This window comes from Chryseobacterium sp. SIMBA_029 (assembly GCF_046535275.1).
Classification (GTDB): domain Bacteria; phylum Bacteroidota; class Bacteroidia; order Flavobacteriales; family Weeksellaceae; genus Chryseobacterium.
The window spans coordinates 37852-64802 of sequence record NZ_JAWRXA010000002.1 but is presented as its reverse complement, the minus strand read 5'-3'; the positions used below and the strand labels follow the sequence as shown (position 1 = coordinate 64802).

Annotated in this window: 25 protein-coding genes and 3 pseudogenes; 4 read left to right on the top strand and 24 right to left on the bottom strand. The window is 30.7% G+C overall.

What is annotated here, in order from left to right; translation table 11 throughout:
• The first annotated feature begins 88 nt into the window (after positions 1-88).
• A complete protein-coding gene (gene gdhA, locus SB679_RS03555) occupies positions 89-1447 on the top strand; it encodes an NADP-specific glutamate dehydrogenase (RefSeq protein WP_410701239.1) in 1359 nt (452 codons plus the stop codon).
• Between the two features lie 233 nt (positions 1448-1680).
• Here the strand turns inward: gdhA and SB679_RS03550 are convergent, their stop codons facing one another.
• From SB679_RS03550 to SB679_RS03515, 8 genes and pseudogenes are all read right to left on the bottom strand, one after another.
• Complete coding sequence (locus tag SB679_RS03550; RefSeq protein ID WP_410700843.1) at positions 1681-1986, bottom strand: hypothetical protein; 306 nt, start codon at positions 1984-1986, stop codon at positions 1681-1683.
• 112 nt (positions 1987-2098) lie between these two features.
• Positions 2099-2587, bottom strand: coding sequence for a YkgJ family cysteine cluster protein (locus tag SB679_RS03545; RefSeq protein WP_410700842.1), 489 nt, complete (start codon positions 2585-2587; stop codon positions 2099-2101).
• On the bottom strand, positions 2588-3559 hold the full coding sequence (locus tag SB679_RS03540; protein ID WP_410700841.1) for an ion channel: 972 nt from the start codon (positions 3557-3559) through the stop codon (positions 2588-2590).
• Positions 3560-3791: 232 nt separating this feature from the next.
• Positions 3792-4808 (bottom strand): tyrosine-type recombinase/integrase, encoded by a 1017-nt coding sequence (locus SB679_RS03535; RefSeq protein ID WP_410700840.1) that lies wholly within the window; start codon positions 4806-4808, stop codon positions 3792-3794.
• Positions 4805-5815, bottom strand: coding sequence for a tyrosine-type recombinase/integrase (locus SB679_RS03530; RefSeq protein ID WP_410700839.1), 1011 nt, complete (start codon positions 5813-5815; stop codon positions 4805-4807). Before SB679_RS03530 ends, SB679_RS03535 begins: the two co-directional genes overlap by 4 nt.
• Before the next feature lie 10 nt (positions 5816-5825).
• Positions 5826-6317, bottom strand: a pseudogene (locus SB679_RS03525) (tyrosine-type recombinase/integrase); the annotation flags it as partial.
• A gap of 37 nt (positions 6318-6354) precedes the next feature.
• Complete coding sequence (locus SB679_RS03520; protein WP_410700838.1) at positions 6355-7047, bottom strand: hypothetical protein; 693 nt, start codon at positions 7045-7047, stop codon at positions 6355-6357.
• Positions 7048-7940: 893 nt separating this feature from the next.
• Positions 7941-8168, bottom strand: coding sequence for a superinfection immunity protein (locus tag SB679_RS03515; protein ID WP_410701238.1), 228 nt, complete (start codon positions 8166-8168; stop codon positions 7941-7943).
• Positions 8169-8931: 763 nt separating this feature from the next.
• Here SB679_RS03515 and SB679_RS03510 point away from each other — a divergent pair.
• Positions 8932-9024, top strand: a pseudogene (locus SB679_RS03510) (transposase); the annotation flags it as partial.
• A gap of 256 nt (positions 9025-9280) precedes the next feature.
• Here the strand turns inward: SB679_RS03510 and SB679_RS03505 are convergent.
• The 10 genes from SB679_RS03505 to SB679_RS03460 all read right to left on the bottom strand — a co-directional run bounded on the left by SB679_RS03505 (position 9281) and on the right by SB679_RS03460 (position 16475).
• On the bottom strand, positions 9281-9484 hold the full coding sequence (locus SB679_RS03505; RefSeq protein ID WP_410700837.1) for a hypothetical protein: 204 nt from the start codon (positions 9482-9484) through the stop codon (positions 9281-9283).
• Positions 9485-9536: 52 nt separating this feature from the next.
• On the bottom strand, positions 9537-10025 hold the full coding sequence (locus tag SB679_RS03500) for a hypothetical protein (protein WP_410700836.1): 489 nt from the start codon (positions 10023-10025) through the stop codon (positions 9537-9539).
• Between the two features lie 134 nt (positions 10026-10159).
• Positions 10160-10570 (bottom strand): TIR domain-containing protein, encoded by a 411-nt coding sequence (locus tag SB679_RS03495; RefSeq protein ID WP_410700835.1) that lies wholly within the window; start codon positions 10568-10570, stop codon positions 10160-10162.
• A gap of 44 nt (positions 10571-10614) precedes the next feature.
• Positions 10615-10944 (bottom strand): hypothetical protein, encoded by a 330-nt coding sequence (locus SB679_RS03490; protein ID WP_410700834.1) that lies wholly within the window; start codon positions 10942-10944, stop codon positions 10615-10617.
• A gap of 23 nt (positions 10945-10967) precedes the next feature.
• A complete protein-coding gene (locus SB679_RS03485; RefSeq protein ID WP_410700833.1) occupies positions 10968-11936 on the bottom strand; it encodes a caspase domain-containing protein in 969 nt (322 codons plus the stop codon).
• Between the two features lie 41 nt (positions 11937-11977).
• Positions 11978-12535, bottom strand: a complete 558-nt coding sequence (locus tag SB679_RS03480; protein ID WP_410700832.1) for a TIR domain-containing protein — start codon at positions 12533-12535, stop codon at positions 11978-11980.
• A gap of 9 nt (positions 12536-12544) precedes the next feature.
• Positions 12545-13315 (bottom strand): hypothetical protein, encoded by a 771-nt coding sequence (locus SB679_RS03475; RefSeq protein WP_410700831.1) that lies wholly within the window; start codon positions 13313-13315, stop codon positions 12545-12547.
• Between the two features lie 131 nt (positions 13316-13446).
• Positions 13447-14082, bottom strand: coding sequence for a response regulator (locus SB679_RS03470; RefSeq protein ID WP_410700830.1), 636 nt, complete (start codon positions 14080-14082; stop codon positions 13447-13449).
• Positions 14079-16196, bottom strand: coding sequence for a tetratricopeptide repeat protein (locus tag SB679_RS03465; RefSeq protein WP_410700829.1), 2118 nt, complete (start codon positions 16194-16196; stop codon positions 14079-14081). Before SB679_RS03465 ends, SB679_RS03470 begins: the two co-directional genes overlap by 4 nt.
• A gap of 66 nt (positions 16197-16262) precedes the next feature.
• On the bottom strand, positions 16263-16475 hold the full coding sequence (locus SB679_RS03460; RefSeq protein ID WP_410700828.1) for a hypothetical protein: 213 nt from the start codon (positions 16473-16475) through the stop codon (positions 16263-16265).
• A gap of 186 nt (positions 16476-16661) precedes the next feature.
• Between SB679_RS03460 and SB679_RS03455 the strand changes: the two are divergent.
• Positions 16662-16852, top strand: a pseudogene (locus SB679_RS03455) (IS256 family transposase); the annotation flags it as partial.
• Between the two features lie 236 nt (positions 16853-17088).
• Here SB679_RS03455 and SB679_RS03450 read toward each other — a convergent pair.
• From SB679_RS03450 to SB679_RS03430, 5 genes are all read right to left on the bottom strand, one after another.
• Entirely contained in the window at positions 17089-18168 is a 1080-nt protein-coding gene (locus SB679_RS03450) for a hypothetical protein (RefSeq protein ID WP_410700827.1), read from the bottom strand.
• 90 nt (positions 18169-18258) lie between these two features.
• Positions 18259-20571: a restriction endonuclease gene (locus tag SB679_RS03445; protein ID WP_410700826.1), complete on the bottom strand. Its 2313-nt coding sequence runs from the start codon at positions 20569-20571 to the stop codon at positions 18259-18261.
• A 3-nt stretch (positions 20572-20574) separates the two neighbouring features.
• Positions 20575-22944, bottom strand: a complete 2370-nt coding sequence (locus SB679_RS03440) for an AAA family ATPase (protein WP_410700825.1) — start codon at positions 22942-22944, stop codon at positions 20575-20577.
• Positions 22931-23638, bottom strand: a complete 708-nt coding sequence (locus SB679_RS03435; RefSeq protein ID WP_410700824.1) for an ABC-three component system middle component 1 — start codon at positions 23636-23638, stop codon at positions 22931-22933. Before SB679_RS03435 ends, SB679_RS03440 begins: the two co-directional genes overlap by 14 nt.
• A complete protein-coding gene (locus SB679_RS03430; RefSeq protein ID WP_410700823.1) occupies positions 23635-24945 on the bottom strand; it encodes an ABC-three component system protein in 1311 nt (436 codons plus the stop codon). Before SB679_RS03430 ends, SB679_RS03435 begins: the two co-directional genes overlap by 4 nt.
• 517 nt (positions 24946-25462) lie before the next feature.
• Between SB679_RS03430 and SB679_RS03425 the strand changes: the two genes are divergently transcribed.
• The gene (locus tag SB679_RS03425; protein WP_410700822.1) at positions 25463-25843 is read left to right on the top strand and encodes a group III truncated hemoglobin; all 381 of its coding nucleotides are present in this window, start codon (positions 25463-25465) and stop codon (positions 25841-25843) included.
• Here SB679_RS03425 and SB679_RS03420 read toward each other — a convergent pair.
• Positions 25840-26910, bottom strand: a complete 1071-nt coding sequence (locus SB679_RS03420) for a calcium:proton antiporter (protein ID WP_410700821.1) — start codon at positions 26908-26910, stop codon at positions 25840-25842. The genes SB679_RS03425 and SB679_RS03420 overlap by 4 nt on opposite strands.
• Positions 26911-26951: the final 41 nt, after the last annotated feature.

Genomic DNA, 26951 nt, shown 5'->3' with positions numbered 1-26951 from the left:
TATTAAATTTTTAACAATCTTTAAATAAGGTATTGTGAATCTTGAAAAAAAAATTAAATTTGTTGACAATAATATTCAACCTTACTATATGGAACAATATAATATTGACCAGAAGATCCAGGAGTTTATTGCAAAGATTGAAGCAAAAAATCCTAATGAGCCAGAATTTTTACAAGCTGTAAAAGAAGTTGCTGTCACTGTAATTCCGTTTATTATGACTAAAAAGGAATATACAGGAATGAAGCTGCTTGAAAGAATGGCTGAAGCTGAAAGAATCATTATCTTCAGAGTTCCATGGGTTGATGACAAAGGAGAGATCCAGGTAAACAGAGGTTTCAGAATTCAGATGAACTCTGCGATCGGACCTTACAAAGGGGGAATTCGTTTCCATCCTACGGTAAACCTTTCTGTTCTTAAGTTCTTAGCTTTTGAACAAGTGTTTAAAAACTCTCTGACGACTCTTCCAATGGGTGGTGGTAAAGGAGGTTCAGATTTTGATCCACAAGGGAAAACTGATATGGAAGTAATGCGTTTCTGCCAGGCTTTCATGACAGAATTATGCAAGCATATTGGTCCTGAAACGGATGTTCCTGCGGGAGATATCGGTGTAGGTGCAAGAGAGATCGGATACCTTTTCGGACAGTATAAAAAAATCAGAAACGAATTTACAGGAGTTCTTACCGGTAAAGGTCTTGCTTACGGAGGTTCATTAATCCGTCCTGAAGCTACAGGATATGGTGTTGTTTACTTTGCTGAGCAAATGCTTAAAACAATCGGACAGACATTCAAAGATAAAACGGTAACGGTTTCAGGTTTCGGTAACGTAGCTTGGGGAGTTATCAAAAAAATAACTGAACTGGGAGGTAAAGTAGTAACCATCTCCGGACCAGACGGATACGTTTATGATAAAGACGGTATTGATGGTGATAAAGTAGATTACTTATTAGAACTTAGATCTTCAGGAAACAACAGAGCTGAAGATTATGCTAAAAAGTATCCATCTGCAGTATTCCACGCTGGAAAACGTCCTTGGGAAGTGAAGTGTGACGTAGCGATTCCATCTGCTACTCAAAATGAGCTTGACTTACAGGATGCTAAATTACTTGTTGAAAACGGATGTTTATGTGTAACTGAAGCGGCCAACATGCCTTCAACTTTAGATGCCATCAACTATTTCCTAGACAGCAAAGTATTATTCTCTCCTGGTAAGGCTTCTAACGCCGGTGGTGTAGCCACTTCAGGATTAGAAATGACTCAAAACTCAATTCGTTTGAACTGGACTTCTGAAGAAGTGGAGGCAAGACTGAAAGAGATTATGATTGGGATCCATAAAGCTTGCAGAGACTACGGAAAAGAGGAAGATGGCTATGTAAACTACGTAAAAGGCGCAAATATCGCCGGCTTCGTGAAAGTTGCTGAAGCAATGTTAGCTCAGGGAGTTGTCTAAAAAATAAATACAGGTCGGGAATTTTCCCGACCTTTTTTGATACAGCCTGTTCCCGGGATTATAAATGGGAAAAAGTAAAAAGTGAAAGGAGAAAGCATTGATATATTCAATGCTTTTTTTATGCTAAAATATAGCATTGCTAAAATTAAAAATGTGAGATCTCTTATAGATTATCAAATTAAAAAAATCCTGAAACATATGTCTCAGGATTTCATTTCTACTTTGTACTCTATTTATTTCGACTTTTCTTTACGTTTTGATTTCCGTTCTTCTTTTGGAACATCTTTAGATTTTGATTTTGTCTTAGCTTCTTCTGCCGTGGTCGCCGGAGTTGCAACAGGTTCTGCTGTTACGGGTTCAACTTGAGTTGTCGTTGTCGTAACTGGTGTTGCTGAGCCTGCCGTTGCCGGTGTGCTTGCTGGCTGGGCTGGTATTGTTTCTGTTTTAGAACCTTCGGCCGGTTTTTGAGTCTGTGCCTGTGCTGATACCGCAATGATTCCTACGAATGTAAAAGCGGCTGTTAAGATTAACTTTTTCATATTACTATTTTGAATGGTTGTTTAATTTAAACGCCCATCATTTATAAATAGTATCTTGAAATCAGTACTTTAACTTACTTTATAATCATTTAAGAGGATTTTAGAAAATCTCCTATTTTACTATATTTTTCATAATTTTTTCAACAAATTCAAAAGCGGCAGGACATATCACGGTATTTTTCATCATCAGATCGTTGATCTGGTAAATCTTTTTACGGTCGGTATGAGGATATTCACGGCAGGCTTTCGGCCTGACTTCATAGATGGAGCAGGTATTGTCATCAAGGAGGAAAAAACACGGAAGATTCTGTAATACTTTATCATCGTCTTCGTCTACCCGTAAAAACTTCGCCTCAAAATCAGCAGGCTTCATGCGGAGATGCTTGGAAATACGTTCTATATCCTTCTCTGTATAAAGGGGGCCGGTTGTTTTACAGCAATTAGCACATTGCAGACAGTCTACTTTTTCAAAAACTTCATCATGGGTTTCCTGTACTATATAATCGAGATTTTTAGGCGGTTTTTTCTTTAATCCGTCCAGAAATTTCTTGTGCTCTTTCTGTTTTAGTAAAGCTTGTTTTTTGTAAAAGTTTAAATCCATTTATATTTGTTCTTCCTCTCTGACAGGAAGATCTGCTGTTTGATATTCATTTATTTTATCTAAATCCAGGACGGTTGTAAGGTGTTCTTTAGCCGGATAATACATCGGAGTAAATTTTGCTCCATAAACAATTTCACGGGAAACATAGGAAGACCTCTGAACCACCGTATTCGAAAAAACTTCATCAAATGCCCTTATCTGAACAATGATCTCAATATTTATATTTTTAAAATCATCTTCAGAAAAGCCATAAAAAGGTGAATTCTCGTCTATCTTATGAACTACCGTCCAGTTAAGCGCCAGTGTATTGATCTTGCTCAAATGAGTATCCAGTCTGTAAAAATTATTCTTTGCTACCCCATCTTCGACCACTTCAATAGCTGTTGAAAGAATCACATCAGCATCTGTAAGTGCATTATTCTTATAAGGAGCCAGCCTGAACATTAAAGCTGTCGTATCCTGAAAAGGAGCCACCACCGCAATATCCGAAAACCTTAAATACGCTCTCGGTCTGGAAAATCTTCCGTAAAAAAGTCCGGTTGCAATGGCAAAGGTAAGCAATCCTAAAAAAGCCTCAAAAGTAGCGACCAGACTTGCTGTGAAACCTACCGGAGCAATTCGCCCGTATCCTACCGTTGTAAAGGTTTGTGAGCTAAAGAAAAAAACGTCGATAAATTCATTTAAAGGATCGCTTTTATCTATTCCGGTAAGGTGCTCTACCCCGATCAGGTAATAGATCATGGCAAAAACAATATTGATGAGGATATAAGCAATCACCAGATAGGAAAGAAAACGGAATGTAGAGAGGTTCAGCATCGTATGGTACCAGCTTAATCTGTTAAAAACATTCACTCCCCTTCTCTGAACGTTGGGAAGACCGTCTTTATTGATAAATCTGCCGGATGCATTGCTGCCAAACCCACTGTTTTCTGTATTTTTTAGACGAATTTTTTGTCTGAATCCTTTTGCCATTTTTAAATCATTTGTTGGTATTGCCTTGAAAAAAACGAATGGAGGATCTGCCTTTTTATTCGTCTTCAATCCTGCAAAGATAAAATATTGTATTCATGAAATTTATCAAAAGCTTTTGATAAAGTCTGTTATCAAAACTTAAATATAATCAAAAGTCTAAAAAATAAATCTTAAGATATCAACTAGTTAGGCTATTAACTTTGTACTTAGACTTTTGATTACATTATTAAAATTATCCCAAACCTTTAAGAAAATCTTTTAACGCAGAATTTTTTTCCCACGAACGTTCATTATTAACTTGAGGTAATACATCTTCATAAACGGATTCTAAAGCTTTTCTTATCTGTCTTGAATTCGTTCTAGTATATCTATCTGTCGTTTGTACACTTGAGTGACCAAGAAAATCTCTTATCCAAAATAAACTTAATCCAGCTTCAGCAAGATGCATAGCTTTTGAATGCCTTAATGTATGTGGACTAATTATTTCAGGAATAATTTCAGGATTAACAAATCTAGCAGCACTAGCATATTTTTTAAGGATATATGTAACTCCCGCAGATGTAAGCTTTTCTCCAACTCTGTTAAAAAATAATGGAGTATTTTCTTTTTCTCTTTTGTCAAGCCCATAATCGATTATATATTGTTTTAAAAATTTTATTTGTTCTGCTTGTAACGGTACTAATCTCTCTTTATTTCCTTTACCACGTAGTAATATCTTACATGGTTCTTCAAATCTTATATTACACGGAGATAGGTCTATTAATTCCTGAACACGAGCTCCGCTGTCATACAATAGAGCCAGCATCGCCAAATCCCTTATCGAGCCGCGATTATTCTTCGGAATTTGTTCAAGAAGTAACTTAATTCCCTCAATAGATAAATATAAAACAGTTTTAATAATTGTTTTTTTTAATCTAATTGATCGGATGTTTTGCCATTCACCTATCCTAGTTGGCTCTTCATACATTAAGAATTTAAAAAAGGATCGAATAGCTGCAAAACGCTGATTTCTTGTTGCTATATTATTATTATGTTCATACTCAAGCCAGGATAAAAAGTCTAGTATAACATCTTTACTAATATGTTTAAGCTCAATCTTATCAGCATCTATAAATTTAACTTTATTCATAAAAGATAATAATAACGAAAAGCTATCTCTATACGCCCTAATTGTATGTTTTGACGCGCCATACTCATTAATCAAATATTTGTGGAAAAACTTTTCTAAATATTTAGCAAAATCTGTCATAAATCATCAGTATTAATAAATTTCATATCAGGAAAAACAAAAGCCGTTTTACTTTGAATTTTAATTAGATCCGGAAACATTTGTGTTGTCAATCTAATATAATGTGCTGTTGATTTTAAATTTTTATGTCCTAAAAACATTGAAATCGAAGGAAGCTCACTATGTATATCTGTACCCAAACTTATTAATTTCTGCAAGCTATGAACAGCAGCAGTATGTCTTAAATCATGTATCCTGGGAGAGTTAACATAAGTTTGCTTAGGGATATCCGCATAATACAAAGTTTTATGAAACCAAACCCGAATGTTTCCTACAGAACATTTCTTACCCATTTGTGTTGTAAAGAAATGTCTATTTGGAGTATCTATATCATGAATTGGGATAAAGTTTCTGAATGTCCTATACTCTTTTAGAACTGACAATAAAGAATCGTTCATAACAGCCAATCTTTGTTGCCCATTTTTAGCTCTGTTTATATAAATAAGTCGTTTATCAAAATCCAAATCTTCATTTTTAAGAGACAGTGCCTCACTAATGCGCATTCCTGTACTATAAAGTAATCTACATATAACTGGCATAACAAACATTGGAGTAGTATTTCTATTTCTATCTATTCGAAGTTTATCAACAGTTGCAAAAATTAGATCAATCTCTTGAGATGTATATATGTAAGGTATATAATCATTTTGGCTACCTTCCCTTGGGGATCGTGGAATATAGCATTCTATTCCTATACTGCATAAATATCTACAAAAATTTATCCAGGCAGTATATTTATAGTACAAAGTTCGTTTACCATCACTAATTCTCGTGTTTCTCCATTGCAAAATGATACCTTCAGTAATATTTAAATCCGTTATGTTGTATTCTTGGAAAAATTTATCAAATTCCAACATAAAGCCTTTTAATACTTTTGTATCAGAAAGACCTTTCTGCTTTTTTTCTATAAGGAATCCATTTATATATGGTGCGAATCTGCTTTTATAAAGATCTTTTGGTTCTTCCATAATTACGTTTTTAGTTTATTTGTAGATAAAAATATTTGCTAACGGGGGGCACATCCAAAGAGCACTTGAGTAAATCTTCAGTATTTAAATGAACATAAATCATTGTATTTGCAGTACTACTGTGCCCTAGAGTTCCTGAAATTACAGGTAATGGCGTTCCTTTTTTAAGAAGATTCGTTGCCAAACTGTGTCGTAAGGAATGTGGACCATGACGTTTTTTTGCAAACTTAACATTAGATTTTATAAAATACTTTTTCGTTATTGCGGTCAAAGCTTGTCCTCCCAAAGGTAAATGTGGAGAGTTTCCTTTAAGAAAAATGTACTTAGAAAAAGATTTAGGTCTACCGTATTTGATATAATCTATAATCGCCTCACCCACATCTACTAATAATGGTAATTCAATTGGTTCTTTGGTTTTAAATTGCTCAAGAATTATAACATTATTTTCCCAATCAATATTAGAAAATTGTAAAAGTCTTATATCTGAAGATCTTAAACCTAACCGAGTCGCTAATAAATTATAGCGTAATCCCTTTTACCTATTGCATATTTCCTATAGATTTCTCTATGCACATAACTTCCTCAGGTGTATAGTGAGAAGGTAGCTTTTTATCGGATCTAGTTTTTACATTGGTAAGAATATTTGCTGTCCGAAAATCAATAATTTTTTTTGAATGAAGATCTGCTAAGACTGATCTTAAAATAGCAGCCACATGCTCTTTATTTTTTTGTAAGTAAACAAATTCAAGTACATATTCTGCCGTAATATTATGAAGATTTGAAATCTTATCTTCAACCAATTTTTCACAAAACTTTTTAAGTCCGATATAATAGTAAGTTCTCGTATATTCTGACAAATGCCTTTCTTTTGCATACGTATTGAGAAAATCAAGCATATAACCTCCTAGATTACCTGGTAATGGTATATTATAATCTTTTCTTCTTTTCTTTACAGTCCAATCTCCATTTAATACGGAATTTAAAAGTTCAATATACCATTCATGATATTGATCTTTAGAATTTTTATTTAGCTCACTTTCACCTTGTGATTGCAGATATGTCAAATATTGTTCTCCTGTATTTTCATTATAGAGGAGAATCGATTTGGAGGACATATAGAAGGAAAGGCGATAAAATTCAGACAAAAATTTCTTTTTTAAAGTATTTGAAAAAGCATTTTCCTCCATACATTTTTCAAAAAGATTTTGAAGTTCATTAAGTTTTTTTCCCATAATGTATATAATTTTAAAGTTATAAAACCTCATATAGAAAAATAAACTTTCGACCTTACCTATTCCATTATCTATTGATATAATATTTTTGAAGTTTTCCAAAAATATTAATACTCATAATTTTTTTATTCAGCAATAAATTTTATATTTGCTAGATAAAAATACGGTATAGGGGACAAAAGAAAGTTCTTTTTTCCATATATCAAAACGAAAATATAATCCGTCGGTGCTGGAATACTGAACGGATTTTATTTTACACAAACATATTAAAAAAATACAAAACTTAGCTTTTTTTTATTCAAAACATAAGCATTCCTAATATATATTGTGAATATTATAAATATTATGTATATTGTGTACATTTCAAATAAGAATAATTTATAAAACGCTGATATTAAATTTTTTATAAAAATTATTATAATAACTCACAACCATTATCAGAAGCTCTCGATAATTCCTGTTATCGAAAATTATTTTAATCCGAAGTTGAATTTTACAATAGATATAGTTTTCTGATTTTCAATTCATGTTTTTGATCATCATAATGTGGACAAAGAGATTGATTCACTTAGAGATCAATGCCAATTTATTAAAGGGATGACGTTCAAAATTTAAATGCTTTTTGGGCTGACAGGAGAAGTTATGAATCGTGACTGAAACTTTGTAATCGAGTATAATGAGTATGTTTTCTATTTGATTACACTTGTTTTTCGAAATTGTTATTATCAAGCATGTTTTTATAACGAAAAAGATTTAATTTTTCTCGTTTCTTTTTAATTTTTATATTATTAATTCCCAGTTTTGCGAGTTTGCGTAATATGTGGTTAATTTCGCTTTCTGAGACCTTTAAAACTACCTTTATCATCCTATAATTGCTTGCTTAATATCTTACATTAAAATCCTTTGCTGCTAGATACTGCTTTTATAAATGAAAGCCACCAACCATACACTGTCCATCCTAAGAATGCATTGATTAATAATACAACTAGAAATTTAAACTTTAGAACTGGAAGGCGTAGTAAAGCTATCATTGAAGGAATGAAATAGATGAACAAAATTATTTTTAGAAATAATGCTCCTCCTTCTTCTTGTTGGGTAGTTACGGTCAAAATTTGTATCATGCCTATTTTCATAAAAAAGCGTGGAACTAATATCAATCCGTACATAGGCGCCGCGAAGTACCCGATAACCAGAAAGACTTAGCCCACGCCGTATAAGCATGGGCGTAAGTCTATCATTTTTGGTTATCATTTTAAAGTTCGCGGCTTTATGTACCAAAACGATAGCTTACGCTTGACGTTATTTTAATTTGTAGGCAAATATATAAAAAAAAGAAACATCGTATTTTTATGAGATAAACTTTAATATTTTTTTGTAAATTAAAAAAAATAATAACAAGAAAACTTTAATCTGCCAGGATGGCATGTCCAATTATGTGTATAGAAAAGCATTCATTAGATGATATTATTCGTGAGTTCCTTATAAAAATTCAAAATGAAGGCATTGCAAAGGTCCTAACAAAGAGATTTTGGGGGCATACATTAAACTATGTAGTCCTTTAATAGAATAAGCACTTCCTATTTGCTAAAAATATATTTGGAAGCCCTATAGGTGAGTTTTTATGGTATATGGCTGGGCCTAATAGGCTTTATTTTATTTTTTTTCGCCTTTAATTAAAAACCTCTCAAATTAGATTTCAAAAATTGAGCATATTTGAATATATATTGTTCTAAATTAATAATGAAAAAAATAGTTTTATTTCCAATAGTAATCTTTCTATTAAGCTTCATTCAACAGCAAGTTCAATTAATTCCATGGAACAGTAAAAGACCTTTGAGATATGAAGATTTTAAAATTGCTCAAAAAGATACTATCAAAATTGCAAATCGTGACGGGAGAAAGGAGGTGTTAGGAATGTGGCTTGGAAAAAATGAAAGTTCAGCTTTCTGGATGGTGGTTCTTACAGATCTAAAAGCTGGATTATCAAAAGCAATAGGGGATTTGGGAGTTTATTATTTGATTAACAATCCTAATTGTGATAAAAATGTTTTGATAATAATTAGTACCATTGTTATTGATGTTTACTTCGCTAATTCTGTTGGCGCAAAATATTAAAACCTCGAAAAAAATCTTTTAATACTGATTGTGGCTTGTCTATATAAAATATATAATGAATTTTATCAAAAAAAAGGAAATACTAAAGAAAAAAACGCTCTAAAAGAGCGTTTTAATTTTAATTTAAAAATTCAATTAAATCAGTGGTTTGTCTAGGGTTAGGACGGTAATTGCCTGAACTAAAATAAGCTTCCATAAGACTTTCTTTAATAATTTCGGCTGTATTTTTATCTACTGCATAAAACTCGAATTTAGCAATCTCTTTATTTCCGCCCTCGGCAACTGAAAACATTGCTATAATTGTAAATTGATATTTAATCATGATTTTAATTTTATTTAAATATAAGTAAAACATTTACCTTCCTACTATAAACTTATGTATTAATCAAATATTTAGATTGCTCATTTACTGGATTAATATGATAAACACTCTTTTTTTGCTGTAATGCAATTTTAACAATATCTCCGGTACCTCCCAAACCTTTTGCTGGCTTTCCATCCCATATCGCTATTATTACGGTTGCTTTATTGACTATTTCAATACCTGCTGAATAGAATGCAGCTTCACTGGGCTTATCAAAATCAAGTGTGTAAGTACCTTTTGACATGTTTAATAAATCTATGAAAGATTTAGAATCCTTTAGAGTTTTAAAAGTAGATATATAATTATTGCATGGAATAATCACATCATAGTTGATATTTCTTTTAATTAATTCTCTACAGAAAAGTTGATCTGCACCAATTGCCAAAGATGACATCCCCTTTCTAACATTATTCTCCGTTAAAAAATTGCCAATTGTCACTTTAATCCAATCTAAGTCAAAACCTTCGAGACTTTGATGACCGGTTATTCCTAAAATCATATAAATCTGTTTTTATTAATTATTTATGTATAAAATTTACATATTTTATTCAGTAAGCTAATAGTCAGGTTTCTCAATATCTAGTTTCCGAGCAAATGTATCACTACTTTAAATTACATTTTTCAAAATATGTTTTAAAGATTTTTACCTTCCTTCATCATCTGAGAAATTGCATTTGCAATACCATCCCAAGTCCATTGAATAACCCTATTCCTAGCCAAACCTACCGGTAAAGTAGATGAAGAATTTGCTTCATCGACATATACTCCAAAAAAAGGAACATTATTTTTAATTGCCATTTGAATTTCTTTATTTACACCAGTCGCAGTACCCATATTTCTACCAACCAATACTATCATCATATTACATCTTTTCATCTTATCTTCAATGATTTGTTGCCATGTTGATTGTGCTAAAGCTGTCTTTGAAGACCAATCTTCAATATTAAAAGGAGTGCGCGAATTAACTGATTGTCCGATAAAATACATTTTTTGCCCCTCGTTGTTATCAAAATCGAAGCTTATAAATGCTCTTGGGTTTGCCATATTTATTTATTTTAAAAAGTTGTTTAATTATTTTTAAGATTTGATTATTTAAATTCAAGACTACTAAATCGATCAGAAAAATTCACTAACAATATTTCCGTAAATCTCCCCAGTAAGTATCCAAAAGATGGTTCAAAATCGATTATTTTACCATCTGATCTAGTGACGTAAAATTCTATTTGTTTCTTAGCAATATTTAAAAAGGGCTTCACAAATAATTCATCATCCCACTGACCTGATTTTGTTGAATGATAATACAATGTATACCCATTACCGTCAGTTTTCTTTTCCCAAGTTTTAAGATCTTTTGAGATTTTATTTCTGATATCCTGATTCAGTTCTTCTACAGAATCTGTGTTTAAAAGAATTTTCATATTATTTTAGTTTGTATATTAATTTAAATTCTATCATTTTTTACAAGGTTCCAATAATGTTCACCTAATGCTGTAAGTTTACAAGATTTGGAATTTATGGCAGCATAATACATGTGATCCGAGTCAATTGGAACTACGAGCCCAACTCTGTTATAACTTTGCATAATTTCAAATTTTTCGCAATTATTTTTATCTGCATTATCACTGGTCGGTTCATAAGAAGGCTCTAATAAATGCTCTTCTCTAGCTGGGAAAAGTTCAGTGATTCTCCTCAAATCAGAAAGTGAAACGGAAGGATTTACTTCTCGTAAACTAATAAATGTTTTTACATTGGTTCGAAACATTGGACGTTGTCCAAATTCTCCTAAAGATTGATCGATATGGGCATATACGCTACCTGGTGTAATATTTCCTAAAATATTAGCTGCCCCACCCATTAATGCATCAACAAAAAGCTTAGTAAATAAGCCCGATCCGTCAATTTCTGATGCATATTGTTTATCTGTAGAGGCAGTCAATATAGTCATCCCTTCACAGATTGTAACAGATGTTTCAGCACCAGGACTACCCATCTTGCCACTATGACAACAATCTAAAATTATAATTTTATTTAAAGCTTTTGAAGCAGTAGCATATCCTAAGATTTCTGTCATGGAAAGTCCTTGATCTCCGTCTTCACAGTCAGAAGTTACAAGATAGCCTCCGGAATCTTCTAAATAGCCATGACCTGAAAAGTAGAATAACGCTATTTCTGGATTATCTTCATTGAATACATCTAAAATAAGATCTTTTAACTTTCTTCGATCAATGGCTGAATTTTCATCTACAGCAGTTTCTAATACTACATCAAAATTTTTTGTCCCATCGGCATCTCTTTCTAATACTGTTTTTACTTCATACGCGTCACTTACACACCCAAAAAGATTTTTAACATTATCGGATTTATAATAATTGACACCTACAACAACAGCTTTTGCTCTCCTTCTTCTCATTATATTTAGTGTTTAAATAATTTGTAATTTTTGTTCATTTCTTATCTTAACCATTCTTTTAAACTTTGATAGCTCCTTGAGTTTTCATTTAACCATAATATTTCTTCTGTCGAAATATTGCCTGTTACAAGACCTTTTACAGACTCTTTTGTGACATAGGGGTAGACGGATAAAAATTCTTGACCTTCAAACGTAGAGTTTTCGTAATCTGTAATTGGAAGAATGGCACATCTGCTAGTCTCTCCATCCATATAGCCTAATTCCCAAGGCATCCACTTTGATGTTGAAGCATTTTCGGAAGTTGCATAAATTAGAGATTTTGACTGCTTCATCCTGTTTCGTATTAAGGCAACAGTCCTCTTATCTACATTTTTTCTGTCAAGATGGGAATCAACTATCCAGTCAACATAAACCTTGAATCCTTTTGATGATAATTCTAAAAATAAACCTTCTATATACTCCTTATCTCGATAGCTATGAGACAAGAAAATGTCAAAGGACATACTATTTTTACTTTCATTTACTGTTGCGGAAAAGGTTTTTGTGCCCTTTCTTCCGGTTCTTGAGAGATCTCTCAAATAACTTTTTGTGTAGAACATTTTTTTAAATTATATAATTAAACTATTTACTTGGACAGGAATCAATCTGTCTTTAGATTCTTTTGGGCTAAAATTTTTGTTCATAACTTGGAATGTTTCTTTTTCAAACTTCATCAATTCCATAAAAACACTAACATTCTTTGACCAGTCTTTTATGAAAAAATCTCCATTTTGATTCTTAATATTTAATTCTGCTGAAACCCCAATGTCTATTCCTTGTGTTTTTAATCCATTGATGTTTCCGGCTAAAGTAATTTCAGAGTTTTTTGATCTGGACTGCATTATTAAAGCATTTGATGCATAGGTTACAGAAGTTACGAGATAAGTATTATCCCATATTAGAACCTTACTTTTTGAAATGATTTCATTTTCAAGTTTTGTGATGTCACCGATTTGCTTTTTGTAGCACTCAAGAGCATGGAAGTAAATAGAACCTTCCGATGTAAATTGTAATGTTATTTCACCATTTGCATTCGGTAACTCATCTACAACTTCAATTTGTGAATTTGCTGATGTAATACTCTTTACAGAGTTTTTACTTGAGAATTTGTAACTATGCTTGTTTCCTAAACTATCATCTTCTGAATAGTTGACATCAAGATTTTTGAGCGAAGAAATTTTTGTAAAAGTACCAAGTGGAGCTTCTTTTTTTAAAAAACCCGCTTTACCATATGGAAATTTAATAATATCACCTACCTCAATGATTTCACCTGGCAGATAAACTGCAATCTTACCAAGCTCCTTGGCAATTTCTGTTGAATATTTTATTTGTAAAGACATTGTAATATTTTTATAATTTGATTACAATGCAAAGTTAAATAGCCATATTACAGTGGGTTTCCCCAGTTTTAAGGATTTTTCATCCTCACTTTTGAGGATAAAAAAAGCTGCTCAAAAAGCAGCTTTTAATATTAAGTAGGATTGTAATATCCGTTTTCAATTGCAAATTTGATAAGAGTATTTGAATTCCTAACACCCGTTTTTTCTATAAGATTTCTTTTATGGGTCTCAAAGGTAGTCTTGGCAATATTTAGCTTATCAGCAATTTCAGGACCTGTGTATCCATTCCCAATATAAGTAAGAACCTGTTTTTCCTTCTCAGTAAGTTTAATTTCTCCTACTACATCTTTTGATTTTAATGTTGCATAAATTGACTGCGTAACTTCTTCCGAGAAATAATCCTTTCCATTATGAATGCTATATATAGCGCTCAATAACTCCTCTTTTCCTTTGTTTTTCAATATATATCCATTAGCTTCTGCATTGAAGATACTTCTTATAAAACTAATTTCCTCATGCATACTAAGAATAAGTATTTTAATTTCAGGATGATTTTTTTTGAGAAACTTTGTTGTTTCTATACCATCCATAATAGGCATGTTGATGTCAAGTACAACAATATCTACATTTTTAGTATTAACTATTGAAATAACATCTGTTCCTGTCAGTGCACGTCCAACAATCTCAATATTAGGATCATTCTTAATGACTAATTCCAAACCATCAAGAACTATCTCATGGTCATCAGCAATAATAATCTTTATCATATATTACTATTTATAGGTATTTCTATATTCACATAGGTTCCACGTCCAATTACAGAATCAATATCGATTTCACCTCCTAATGAGCTCACTCTAGACCTTATATTTTGTAACCCCATGCCATTGGAGTGTTCATTAGTGTTAAAGCCAATACCATTGTCTTCTACTTGAACATTTACTTTATTTTTAAGCTTTAATATTTGAATAGTTACATGACTTGAATCTGCATACTTTAAAATATTATTCATCAACTCTTGAATGATTCTATATATTTGGATTTCAATATTGTTTTCTAGTCTATTTTCTAAATCACCTGCTATGAATTCTATCTTTATTTTCTTAGTTTGTTCAATAGTAATTACTAAATCTTCAACGGCTGAAAGCAATCCGAATTTAGTGAGTACACCAGAGGACATTTCATAAGATAACCTTCTGACTTCTTGGCAAGCTTCATCTATCAGCTCATTTGCCTTCTGGAAACTCACAAGATCAAAATTCTTATTTTGTAAAAGCTGTTCTTCTCCAGATTTGTAATAGACCTTGGCAACTGATAGTATGCTTCCTATCCTGTCATGTAAATCTTGTGAAATTCTCTTACGTTCTTGATCCTGTGTATTCAACATTTCATTGTAAGATTTGATTTCTTGATTTTTAATTAGTTGCTCTAATTTTTTTTCCTCTAATTCTCTATCTTTTACTGCTATTTCTTTCTTTTGTCTTTCAACTTTCCATTTTGTCCAAAGAAAAAATAATAATACGAATAAAGAAAATATGGTAGATAAGGTGTATATCAATATGTTATTATTTTGATTTTTAAGTTCTAAATTTTTAATATTTACTATTGAAATTTTCTTATCTCTTTGTAAAAGTTCATTTTCTTTCTGTATTCTCGCAAACTTTTCTCTATAATCTACAGCCTTCTTATAGTCAGTTTCCAAACTATCTCTTAAAAAATTATACTGTTGGGAGTAGTATATTGCAGAATCATAATCTTGTTTCACAGAATATGCCAGATACAATCCATCTAAAGCTTTTAGTTTTTCTGACTTATTTTGTGAGGTTTTTGAGGTTTCTAAGGTGTTTTTATAAAACTTTATAGCTTTATCATATTCCTGATTTCGAAAGTAAATATGCCCTAAATTTATATTTGCTTCTTTAAGTCCATTTTTAGAAATATATTTTTTCTGTATATCAATACTTTTTTTAAACTTCTGAATAGCCTGTTGGTCATCGCCTTTTTTATAATAAAGAGCACCAAGATTATTGTATATCTCTGAATTTGTATCTTTTAAACCTAATTTAATCTTTAATTTCATTGCTTTATTATAATACTCTTGTGATAAAGTATTGTTTCCGGTTTCAAAGTATACAACTCCTAAATTGTTGTATATCTTCGAGAGTTCGTAATCATCATGGATTTTAATAAAGTAATTTTCACTTTTAAGAAAATATTCTTTAGCGCTTTCATGATTTTTCATGACTAAATACAGGATGCCTAAATTCGTATAGCTATGTGCTATATTTTTTTCCTCTTTCAATTGTTCCCTTATTGAAAGTCCTTTTAATAGGTATCTGTTAGCTTGTTCATATGATCCCATATTCTGATATATAAGTCCTACATTATTAGAAACCAATGCCTCTAATGATAGTTGTTTAAGCTGTCCAAATATATTCAACGCATCTAATCCATACGAAAGCGCTTTATTTAAGTCTTTTTTATTTCTGTATATTTCACTAAGTTGATTGTTGGCTCGGCCAATACCATATTTATTTCCAGATTGCTTTTCTAAGCGTAAGACTTTCACATATTCTTTTTCCGCAAGTGAAAATTGTTTATTAAAAATATAAGCGGTACCAAGTCTATTCAAGCTTGTAACGACACCATTTGGATAGTTTATTTTTTTACTAATCTTATAAGCATTTAAAGCATAGTATTTTGCTTTACTAAAATTAGTTTTTCTTAATTCCCAAGAGAGCTCATTGAAAGCTTGTATTTTCAATGTATCATTTAATGTTTTAGATTGCGACAATAAAATTAAACTATCTATTATGTTTTTTTGCTGGCAATTTGCATTAATGAAATAAATGCTAAAAAAAATCACAAATACTCTATACATATACAAATGGTGAGGGCTTTACTATGTAAATATAGTAAAACCCTCTGTTTTTGGATTCTAAGAAAATTATCTTTTTTTAGGGTTTCTTTCCCGTCCTTCAATAGGTTTAATAATTTCACCAGCACCTTCGGGTGAAGTTGTTGGAGGAGGATCTACAGTTGTTGTAGGGGGTGTTGATCCTTGGGCTTTTGAAGTTTCAGTTTCTCCTGTTGAATCGTTAGAGCCGTTACCGTTTTCATTTGTTTCAAGCTCTTTTTCTAAGTTGTTGTTTTCTTCCATAATGAATTGTTTTATGTTTTACAAAGGTCATTAAAGAAGATTTAAATAAAATCCTTAAAAAAAAGTATTTTCTTATCCTTACAAATGAGGAGGATAAAATAATCATTTGGAAATAATTGTCGTTTTTTAAGACCAAATAGGATTTTTAAAGATATTGAACCCTATATATCTTTATAATTAGTAAATATTAATATTGTTAACGGAAAAATAAGAAAATTCACCAAAACAAAATGTCTTTTCCTACCAATGATGCAGTAATGAAATCAGTGTATCTCGCATTAAAAGAAGCCACTAAAAAATGGACAATTCCTATTCAAAATTGGGGCATTGTTCTCAATCAATTTATGCTTATTTTTGAAAAAAGGCTCAGATTATAAAATCTAAGCCCTGACTTTTTAACTTACACACTTTGTGGGATAATGTCTCTATTAAAACGGTTTGGATATTAGGCTCTCTCCAATTTCTTTCGTTAAAACTTCTCTCCTATATTCATCGGAAAAGCTAAGTGATACAGAAGAAGCATTTCTATTGACGATACAGGAAATTCTGTATTAATTTATAATCTTAAAAATATAGAATTATAAATATCTAACTAATTACAAAATAATTCTCATCAACGAGATAGTGATATTAAAAATTCATCAAGAATATCTGAAAGATGATCACTAGGATTATCACCCGAATCTTTCATTTGCAACATTTTATTGAGATCCTGATTTTTAAGAACTATAATTAATTTACCATGTTCTCTAAGTGCACCCTTTGATGCCTTTAAAGCTTGTGGTTTCCCTCCCTCTCGGCTTATAATAAAGGCTACAGACCTAAGTCCTCGTAGAAAAAGATATCGCTCTGTTGTATAAATTTGGTCTTGCCCAATCGGATCAGTATAATTTTTGAATTCAAAAAGTACGTATCGTGTTTGAAATGATTGGATTAGACTTGACCAAAATGAACTTTGCCCAATAATTCTGCAAATCATATCAAAACGACTTAATTCATCATCTGTAGTATTTTGTGCGCTCCAATTACTAAGTTCATCCTCAAATACATATTTTAAAATTTCAATACATTTAAGTTCGTATCGTCTCCACCCATCCCTTCCTGTGGGAATTTCAACTAGCTCTTTATATAAAGCTTCTCCATCAGTTTTTATATCGATTGTAATATCCTGTAATTCAGGGAAGCTAAATAAATTTAGAAACTCTTCAGCTGTTTGTTCGCTATGAATAACCTTATCAAAAACATCCTCAATATCTACTCCTTGCTTTGCTTTTAATAATAACTTCTCGAAACGTTCTAAAAGCAAGTCATCCTTTAATACTTTTTTAATTAAATAATAAATGTCAGATCTATCCCAAATTGATATTCCATAATCTTCACTTGTTACTTTTTTGAAATCTTGGGTTACATAGGATGATATGATAAGTAATCCGGTTGTTTTTTCATCAGAATATATTTGAAGTTTATTAGATAGTTTTAAAATAGCATTTTTTATATTATTTATACTAACTCTGTCATCACGATAAAATTTTACTTCAGCCCATGTTGACAAACCATTTTTCTTACAAAGAAGATCAACTTCAAGAAATAAATCAGGTCGGATAGCAACCTCGACCTCAGTTTCAAAATCAAATTTAATAAAAACATCTTGAAGAAGTTTTTCAAATTCATATCCTAAATACGCATAATTCATACTTAATCTTATTTTTTAGTATTAGAGTATTTTAAAACTAAAAATTAGTACTCTATTTATTTTTACTAAGCCAATTAATTTTATATATATTTATAACAATTTAACAATAGTAGATTTAGAATTGAAAAGCCTATTTATATCTAGGATCTCATTCTTGTCATTATTATAGTATTCTTGAATCTCTATGTTATCATTTTTATTTTTCTCTTCATTGACTTCAATCTGAGATGAAATATCAAAATCATACTCTATTATAATTGGTGAACTTTTTAAACCAATATTTTTATTAATTAGAAATGCTTCCTCTTTTCTTTTTTTAATAATTTCATGCAGTTCATCCTTATCAGTTACATTGTCAATACCATTGGTGTCATTTATAAAATCATCTGAAACAATTTCCCAAGAGTTGTTTATGTTGTGCTGTATCTCATTAAAATAGTCGTCATTATCTTTATCATTAATGATATCATAGAATTGAGGGTTTGCATTTATTAAATTTGAAAATTGCTGAATAAGATAGTATGAAGGTATATCTTTGGAAAGCACCTTGATCAGTTCAGCAAGATTATCAATTTGACTTTCTAAATTATTTTCAGAAATATAATTCAAGATCTCAGTCAAGATACTTCTATCATCCCATGATAAATAAAGTATATCTAAAGAATTAATCTTTTCAATAATCTCTTTTTCACCTTCATTTTCGACAAATAATCTGATAATTGTTGAGAGGATGCCAAATTGCGAATTACTTGAATGATAACCTTTCAAATTATCTTCTTTTCGCTTAAAAAGTTTATATAATTTCCGTTTAATACTTTTATTAGAAAAGTCTATTCTCTTTTCATTTTTCTTTTTGTTTATTGTAATTCTATATTTAAATTGCTCAAAATATACTGCTGATTCGAGAACTTGAAAATATTCTTCGATTGAATTTTCAAAATAATCAAATAGAAAATCTTCAATAGATGGGTTAAAGAAATTATATCTAACTTGATTTTTATCGACAGTCCTAATAATAAATCCGCCAACTAGTTCTTTTAATGCCGAATTGTACTCATTTCCATTTCTTTGAAAATTATTGCTAATAATTTCATTCGCTATTCTAGCATTAAATGATTCCCTTAATCGTTCATCTGTTATATAATAAATTCCTCCACCCAAAGAATACATTGTTAATAACAAAAGTCTAGAGATTTTAGATATTTGCACATTAAAAGGTTTTTCCCATATTTTTTGTGGAGTATTTAAAATATCTAAAACATATTTTTCTGAAAACCCAGAATCAATTATATTATTCTTCTTTGTAATGCCTTGAATAAGTCTTGGATTATAATATCTGTGTTTAATTACTTTCCAATGAAAGTCATTTTGGAAAAAAACTAATTGTTGTTCATTACTCAAATCAGAAAGATACAAATGATTATAAAGTATCCTTGCTTTATTCCAGTCCGTATAGTTTTCAACTTTTACTTCGTAGTTTGAAATATCAATATCAGAATTTTCAATCTTATCTGAGATATTTTTAGCTTGATTTAAGATTGTTGTCCTACAAGTTAATATTAATCGCTTATGCTTATCATTTCTGACTCTATCTATAAAGTTTACAATAGCTGAATCCGCATTTTTTGAACTATAGAGATCTAATGTTATTGCGCCCAGAAAATCATCGAAATAGAAAACCTGTTTTTTATTAGATGTGAAAGCCTCCTCAGCCTCTGTTATTTCCCGAACATATATTAGCTCAAAACCCTCAGCTAATAACTGATAAGTAAGCATATTAGCTAAAGTTGACTTTCCAATCCCAGGTGAACCGGTAATTAACAAAAAATGATTAACATTTAAAACGTTAACTGCATCATTATGAGTTTTATTTGGGACATATAAAGTTATTTCTTTTAATATTTTTTCCTCATAGAATTCTGACCTTCCTTTAATTCCATTTCTAAGAATTTTCTTTATTATATCAATTGATGATAACCACAATTTAAAATGTCTTTCTTGTATTTCAGGATAATCTTGAAGCCATTTATTTAAATCTTCATTACCAATGACATCCGATGTTGATAAAATATATGGGTAACAAATCTCTTTAATTTTATCCTTATCTGAAGGTGATAATGGTAGTGAAGTACAAAAAATATATCTTTTTGGTGCCAGTGATATAATTTTTGGAAGTTCTATTTTTTTTAGATCCTGTTTTAGCTTACCTATGCCTGAATTTCTATAGTGTTTAACTTGAACAACTATTTCATTTTCATCATTAAAAGTGGAATATCGTAAATCAATTCCTTGATCTGGACCAGGTTTAAATGATTGAAAATCAATGGAAAGTTTTTTCGAAAGTAAATCTCTCGTTAACTCTTCAAGATCTCTATCATTTAGTGTTGAAAAATTATAGTTCATTTTTTAGCTAAATGTTTGTTCCAAAACCAGATCTTGCACATTCTGAATTGAGGCTTTCATATTATATTTTTCAAATTTATAGCTTATATATCTTGAGATAAAGTCATCATGTGTTGAAAGTATTATTTGATAATCTGCAAATTCATGTCTAAGAAGTTCAACAAAAGAGTGGACATTCAGATTATCCATAGTTTGAATAGGATCGTCAATCGCTAAAAACTTAAAGTTCTCATTAGTGTTATAAACCTTGTTTAAAGATAAACAAAATGCTAAAGATACAACAGCCATTTGCCCCGCACTTAAATGAAATACAATATCGTGATCTGAATCTTTTCCGGTTTTTAATAAAACATTATTTCGTTGTCCAGTTGGTAGAATATCAATAAAAATTCCAAATCCTTGCTGATAGTTTTGTAATATCTTTCCTGAATATATAAAAAAAGGAATCTTAATTTTTTCAATCATTTCCACTTTATGATTCTTGATCGTGGAAAATATAGTTGTATTAAGGGACTCTATATGATTGTACACAGCGGTAAGTTTTTCGCCTCTTTCTTTTAAAAAAGAAAGTCTTTCATTAGATAACAATTGAAACTTCAATTGCAGATATTGTTTTTTCTGCTTAAGTAAACCATCAGAAATTAATTTCATTCTTTCTTCATCACTATCGAAATACATAGAATAAAATTCTTTGTTATTGATCTTTTGAGAATTGTATCTATATTTATTTAGCAAATCGTTTTCAAGAAAATTCTTCAACTCCTTCTTTTTAACATCAAATTCCGATATTTCACTTGGTAAAATACTAAGGTAGATATCATCCGGAAATCCCAATTCTAATTTAAAAAAACGCTCTTTAATACTATTAATAGAATTTTGTAGATTAGGATAATTACGTATTAGTTCAATAATATTATTGTTTATGGGTAAATTTTCTTTTAAGAATTTTTCAACATCATTTTTAATAGTTCGATAAAATAACTTTAATGTTTCGAGTAATTTCTGTTTTTCATCGATCTTATTTTGATTAAACTTTGTTAAATTTTCTATCTGCTTCTCGTATGCTTGAATAAGTTGTTCAAAATTTGAGAAATCAGAATTACAAAGGGGGCATTGATGGTCTGAAAGATGATTATTATCTAATGCATTATTATAATGGCTCCAAACCATTTGATTTGCTGAGATTAAATTAGAAATGATTACACCGATTTCTCCTAGTTCAGTATTAATATCAGTAATTTGGTTTTCTAACATTTCATATTTTTCTTTTTGATCGTCATCAAAAAATTCTTGGATATTTTCCTTTGTAATGAATTGATTATCCTCCAAATCTAAAATTTTCTTATATCGTAGTATTTTCTGATTGTTACTGCTAACCTGATCTAATAGGCTTCCAGTATAGATGTTAGAAATAAGTAATGAATTTAGTAGAAAATCATTTACTAAAATTTCATTATTAATCTCATTAAAAATTATTGATTTATTATACTCACTAGCATCAAAAACGTTAATAAATGTAATTAATTTATCTATCTGTTCTATATATGAAGGAAAAAAAGTATTTGCATCTTTCAGATCTTCAAAGGGTTCAATTTTATCAAAATTAATTTCCTTTAGTTCAAATAAATTTTGATATTCTATGCTTTGAAGGCCAAATTGAGAAGATTCCAATATTTCGATCTCTTCATCAATAGTATTTTTTTGCTTTCTGAAATTTTCAACTATTTTTTCAAGTTGCATTTGCTGATTTTCTTCTTTTTCTATATTAAAAAGAAAAGCAAGTGAAGAGCCTTTAATATCTTCCCTTTGTTTGAGAAAACGTATACTTTCTTCCTGTTGGATGTAATTGAATAGATAGTATATCGAGTCTAATTCTACATGAGCTTCGCTGCCAAGAAATAACTGATTAATGCCTAATTGATCAACTAACTTATTTTCGTCAAAGGTTAAAGATTCAAAATTATCACTATTTTCTTCAAGATAAGTGAAGAAAAAATTATGAGAATCCTCAGGAATAAAATCTTTTGCAGTATTTCCTCTTTTAGGAGAATTTACATCATCATATAATTTTGTTATGATAATTTCCTGTTCATTTTTTTCAAGAAGTAGTTTAATCACTACATTTTCTCCGTCAGTGTTCTGAAAAAATGGTTTATTCCTACTCCTATTTTTTATCTGTACATCTTTAAATGTTTGAATCCTGTCAAATTTACCCGTAATACAAAGTTCTAGTGCTTCAAAAATTGTCGTTTTTCCGAAACCATTAGGACCAGATAGAATTTGATTATGATTGTTATTTTTCTGAAAATCGACTATTATTTTATTTTTGATTCCCTTAAAATTATTTATTAAAAGTTTTTTAATTCGGATCATTTGTAATTAATGTAAATAGGTTATTAATTTCAGATTCACTCTCTTCTGATAAAAAATCAAGATTTTCAATTTGTTCATAAGAGCTTAATAATTCTTGATATGTAGTATAATGATCTTCAAGCTTTATTTTAAGCTTTTCGCCTAAAGTAATAAACTCTTCTTCATTAAATTTTAAGGCTAAAAATGGCAGCTTAATAAATATTTGCAATAGCACAATATAGTCTTCGTTTTCTTGAGTAAAACCCTTAATTAAAATATTTTGAAAAATCGTTTTATTATTTACTGCTCTTTGTAACTGTTCGTTTGTTACAAAACCTGAATTTTTTTCTAAAGCGTTTTCAGTATAGACAATTACATATTTTTTAACATAAAACTGATCTTCCTCAATCAATAAGATTTGTGACTGTAATTGTTCAATTACTGTAATATCACCTGCAGCAACGAGTATAATGAGAGAACTATTTTTTTCTACCGCAGAAAAGTTCTCTTTAGAACACAATTCATTAAATTGTGTTAAAAATGCTCTGTACCATTCACTCTCATTTAATGACTCTCTACTTTTTACTGTTTCTAATATGTCAGAATTAATCTCTTTGATAAAAAAGTAAGATTTATTTTCTTGATGAAATCCATTGATCTCATCTTTAAAAACAAAACCATTATTATTTAAAATATTTTCAATTAGTGTCTTCATTTGGTTAAATTAGTTTTTGCTGTTTCTCTACAAACCAATGCTGTAGAACCATTATATTGCATAAATGACGTGAAATCTTTTTCCTTATCTTCTTTTTTTCTGATGTCAAAGAAATCAGGATTCAAGTCATAAAATGTTCCATTTATTTCCTTATTTATTATAGATGTCTTTTCCCAAAGCAACTTATGTGAGTCAAGATTAGTAAGAATATTTTTTACAACATCTTTTGCATCTTCGCTTTCGTCAATAATAGTGGATAAAATATATCTTACCGAAGAGTATAAAATAGTAAAGTCTTCCTTAACAAGGTCTGGATAAATATTCGGTATACCTAGCAATAATTTGAAAAAAACCTGCTTTAAGCCATCTTCATTGTATGTAGAGTGAGTAATATGTTGGTTTTTTGAATTTCGATTTAAACTTAAACGGCGGAGAAATAGTAAAAAATCAGTATCTGAAAAACTATGATAAATTTGATCAATCAATAAATCAATTTCTGATATTTCATCATCTGATAATGATGATTTTTTTAAAGCCTCATAATAGAGCTCGTAAAACATATTTCTACATATATAACTTTCATTTTGTGATATATCTTTCGAATCATGGATTATATCAAATATATCTTTAAAACTAAATTGAATCTCATAATCATTTTTAGAATCTTTAGTTGCATGTTCAGTTCTTATTTTTAAGTCAAGTTCGAAGGTCAATCGTTTTAATGACATACCTGCGGAGCCATTATTTCCCGCAAGAAAATTGTCACTAACTAATTCTGTAATTATAAAGTCCGAAATTTGATCTGTACCACAGAAAAAAATATTGCGACTATATTCATATCTTTTGATGTCGTTAGGATTTCCACCTACAGATGAAAAATCATTATCCGTTGGCCAGTTTCTTATATTTTCCACAGTATGCAAAAAATTGCTAGAATCACACCATTGGCCTGGTTCATAACTGCCCGTTTCAATCTTGTTTCCTTCACTGTCTTTTAATAATTTTCCATTCGCATCATGTTCATAAATTGGAGCACCAGTAAAAACTGACTTGTAAGTACTTAATAAATGTCCTTGTGAATAATACGCCTTAACTTGATGAACAGAAATTAATTCTTTGGGTTCACCTCCTATTTGTTTTGAAATAGCAACATCCTCATTATTTTCATATTCTAAATAATGTATATCGAATTCATTTTGTCTTCCTTCCAATATTAAATTACGCATATCTCTGACGGCAATAAGAATTCCAACAAGTCCTTGATGAGAGTAACCACTCCAACTTGCAGTAGCATTTCTATTACTCATAGTTTATCATTTATTAGTTTCATTGGTTATTATTTTTTGATTTATCATAAATTCTCCACTAGAAGAGAAAATTGATATCTAATAATTGAAAGATAAGGTTTCTTTACTTTTTAATTAACATCCTCTTCTTTCTTCAAATCATAAAATATAATAATAAGAAATATTTCATGTTTATTGCAATCCGTATTTATACTGAATTATATAATAACTTAACCCACAATTTAATTTTTTTTAATTCCCATATTCTTAATTCCTCGTCTGTGTAATGATCCAGAATTTTCCTGTAACAATATAATGTAGCTCTTGATAATCCATCGTTTAGGAGAGGTGAAGAACTTTATGTCCGGAGACAAGACAGACTTTTAGTTATCAAAAGATAATTATCAAAAGAACTCTTAGTTTTCAATGACTTATAAGCATAACTAAAATAAACTTTTGATTAAAAAAAACTTTTGATAATGAAATTTATCAACTCGGTGATTGAATTTATAAATTGATTTTACACTACATTTGAAATATGAAAAAACTGGAATCAAGAGAAGATATTGAACATCTTGTTAATTCATTTTACACAAAAGTGACTCAGGATGAAACCATTGGCTTTTTCTTCAGTGATATCGCCAAGGTTGACTGGGATAAACACCTTCCGAAAATGTATTCGTTTTGGGAGTCTATTCTTTTTGGGCAGATGAGCTACAAGGGAAATCCCATGGCCGTTCACTTTCCTATCAATGAAATTCAAGCTATGGAAAAAAGACATTTTGACAAATGGCTTGAGCTGTGGCGAAAAACCATAGAAGAAAATTTCACGGGTGAAAATGCGGACACCGCGATTTATAAATCCGAAAACATCGCCAAATTAATGGCTTTCAAAATGGAAATGGCCAGAAAGCCCTAAGGAACAATTACCGTAAAAATATATGCTGCGAGATTCACAAGAAGCACTGTTCCGTAAAGAATATTGGTCTTGCCACGGCTTAGGGAAAGCATTACGATAAATACGGATAAAGAAAGCAGGATGATGTCTTTTTTATCCAACCCAAGTACAAAAGGAATATCATACATAATACAAACAATAGATACCGCTGGAATGGTCAGACCAATACTTGCTAACGCAGACCCCAGGGCCAGATTTAAGCTCGATTGTATCTGATTGCTTCTTGCTGCTCTTATAGCCGCTACCCCTTCCGGAAGCAGCACCACCGCCGCAATAATGACTCCTACCAAAGATTTTGGAGCGCCAACACTTCTTACCATATCTTCAATCGTACCGGAAAGACCTTTTGCCATTAATACTACAATAACAAGGCAGATAACCAGAAAAATAAAACTGATAATCGTCGCCGTCTTTGTAGGAATATAATGGGAATCAGAATCCTCATCTGTAATGATAAAGTAGTTTCTGTGCCTTACCGTCTGAACCATGAGAAAGACTCCGTAAATGACAAGGCAGGCAATGGAAACAAAAATAAGCTGTGCGGTATTATAAAAAGGTCCGTTGACACTTGAAGTAAAATTGGGAAGTACCAGAGTGAGTATTAAAATAGAAACAATACTTACGAGATAGGTTGTTGCGGAAGTCCTTGCAAAAAACTGTTCATAATATTTCACGCCTCCAATCAAGATGCAGATTCCTATAATTCCGTTAAGGATGATCATTACTGCAGCAAAAACAGTGTCTCTGGCCAGTGTGATGGCCTGATCGCCTCCGGCAACCATGAGTGAGATAATTAATGCCACTTCAATGATGGTAATACACAGTGCCAGAATAATCGTTCCGAAAGGTTCTCCTACTTTGTGCGCTACCACTTCTGCATGGTGTACTGCGGATAAAACACTTCCTGTGAGCAAAAGGCCTGCAATGATATCATAAACAACTCCATTTCCTATTAATCCGGAAAAGTAATATACTACTGCCAGAACGGGGAAAATATACGTATAATGCAAAAATTCTTTTAATCTCATAAGTGACTGTAAAATACAAAAAATCTATGGGTTTTGAAATA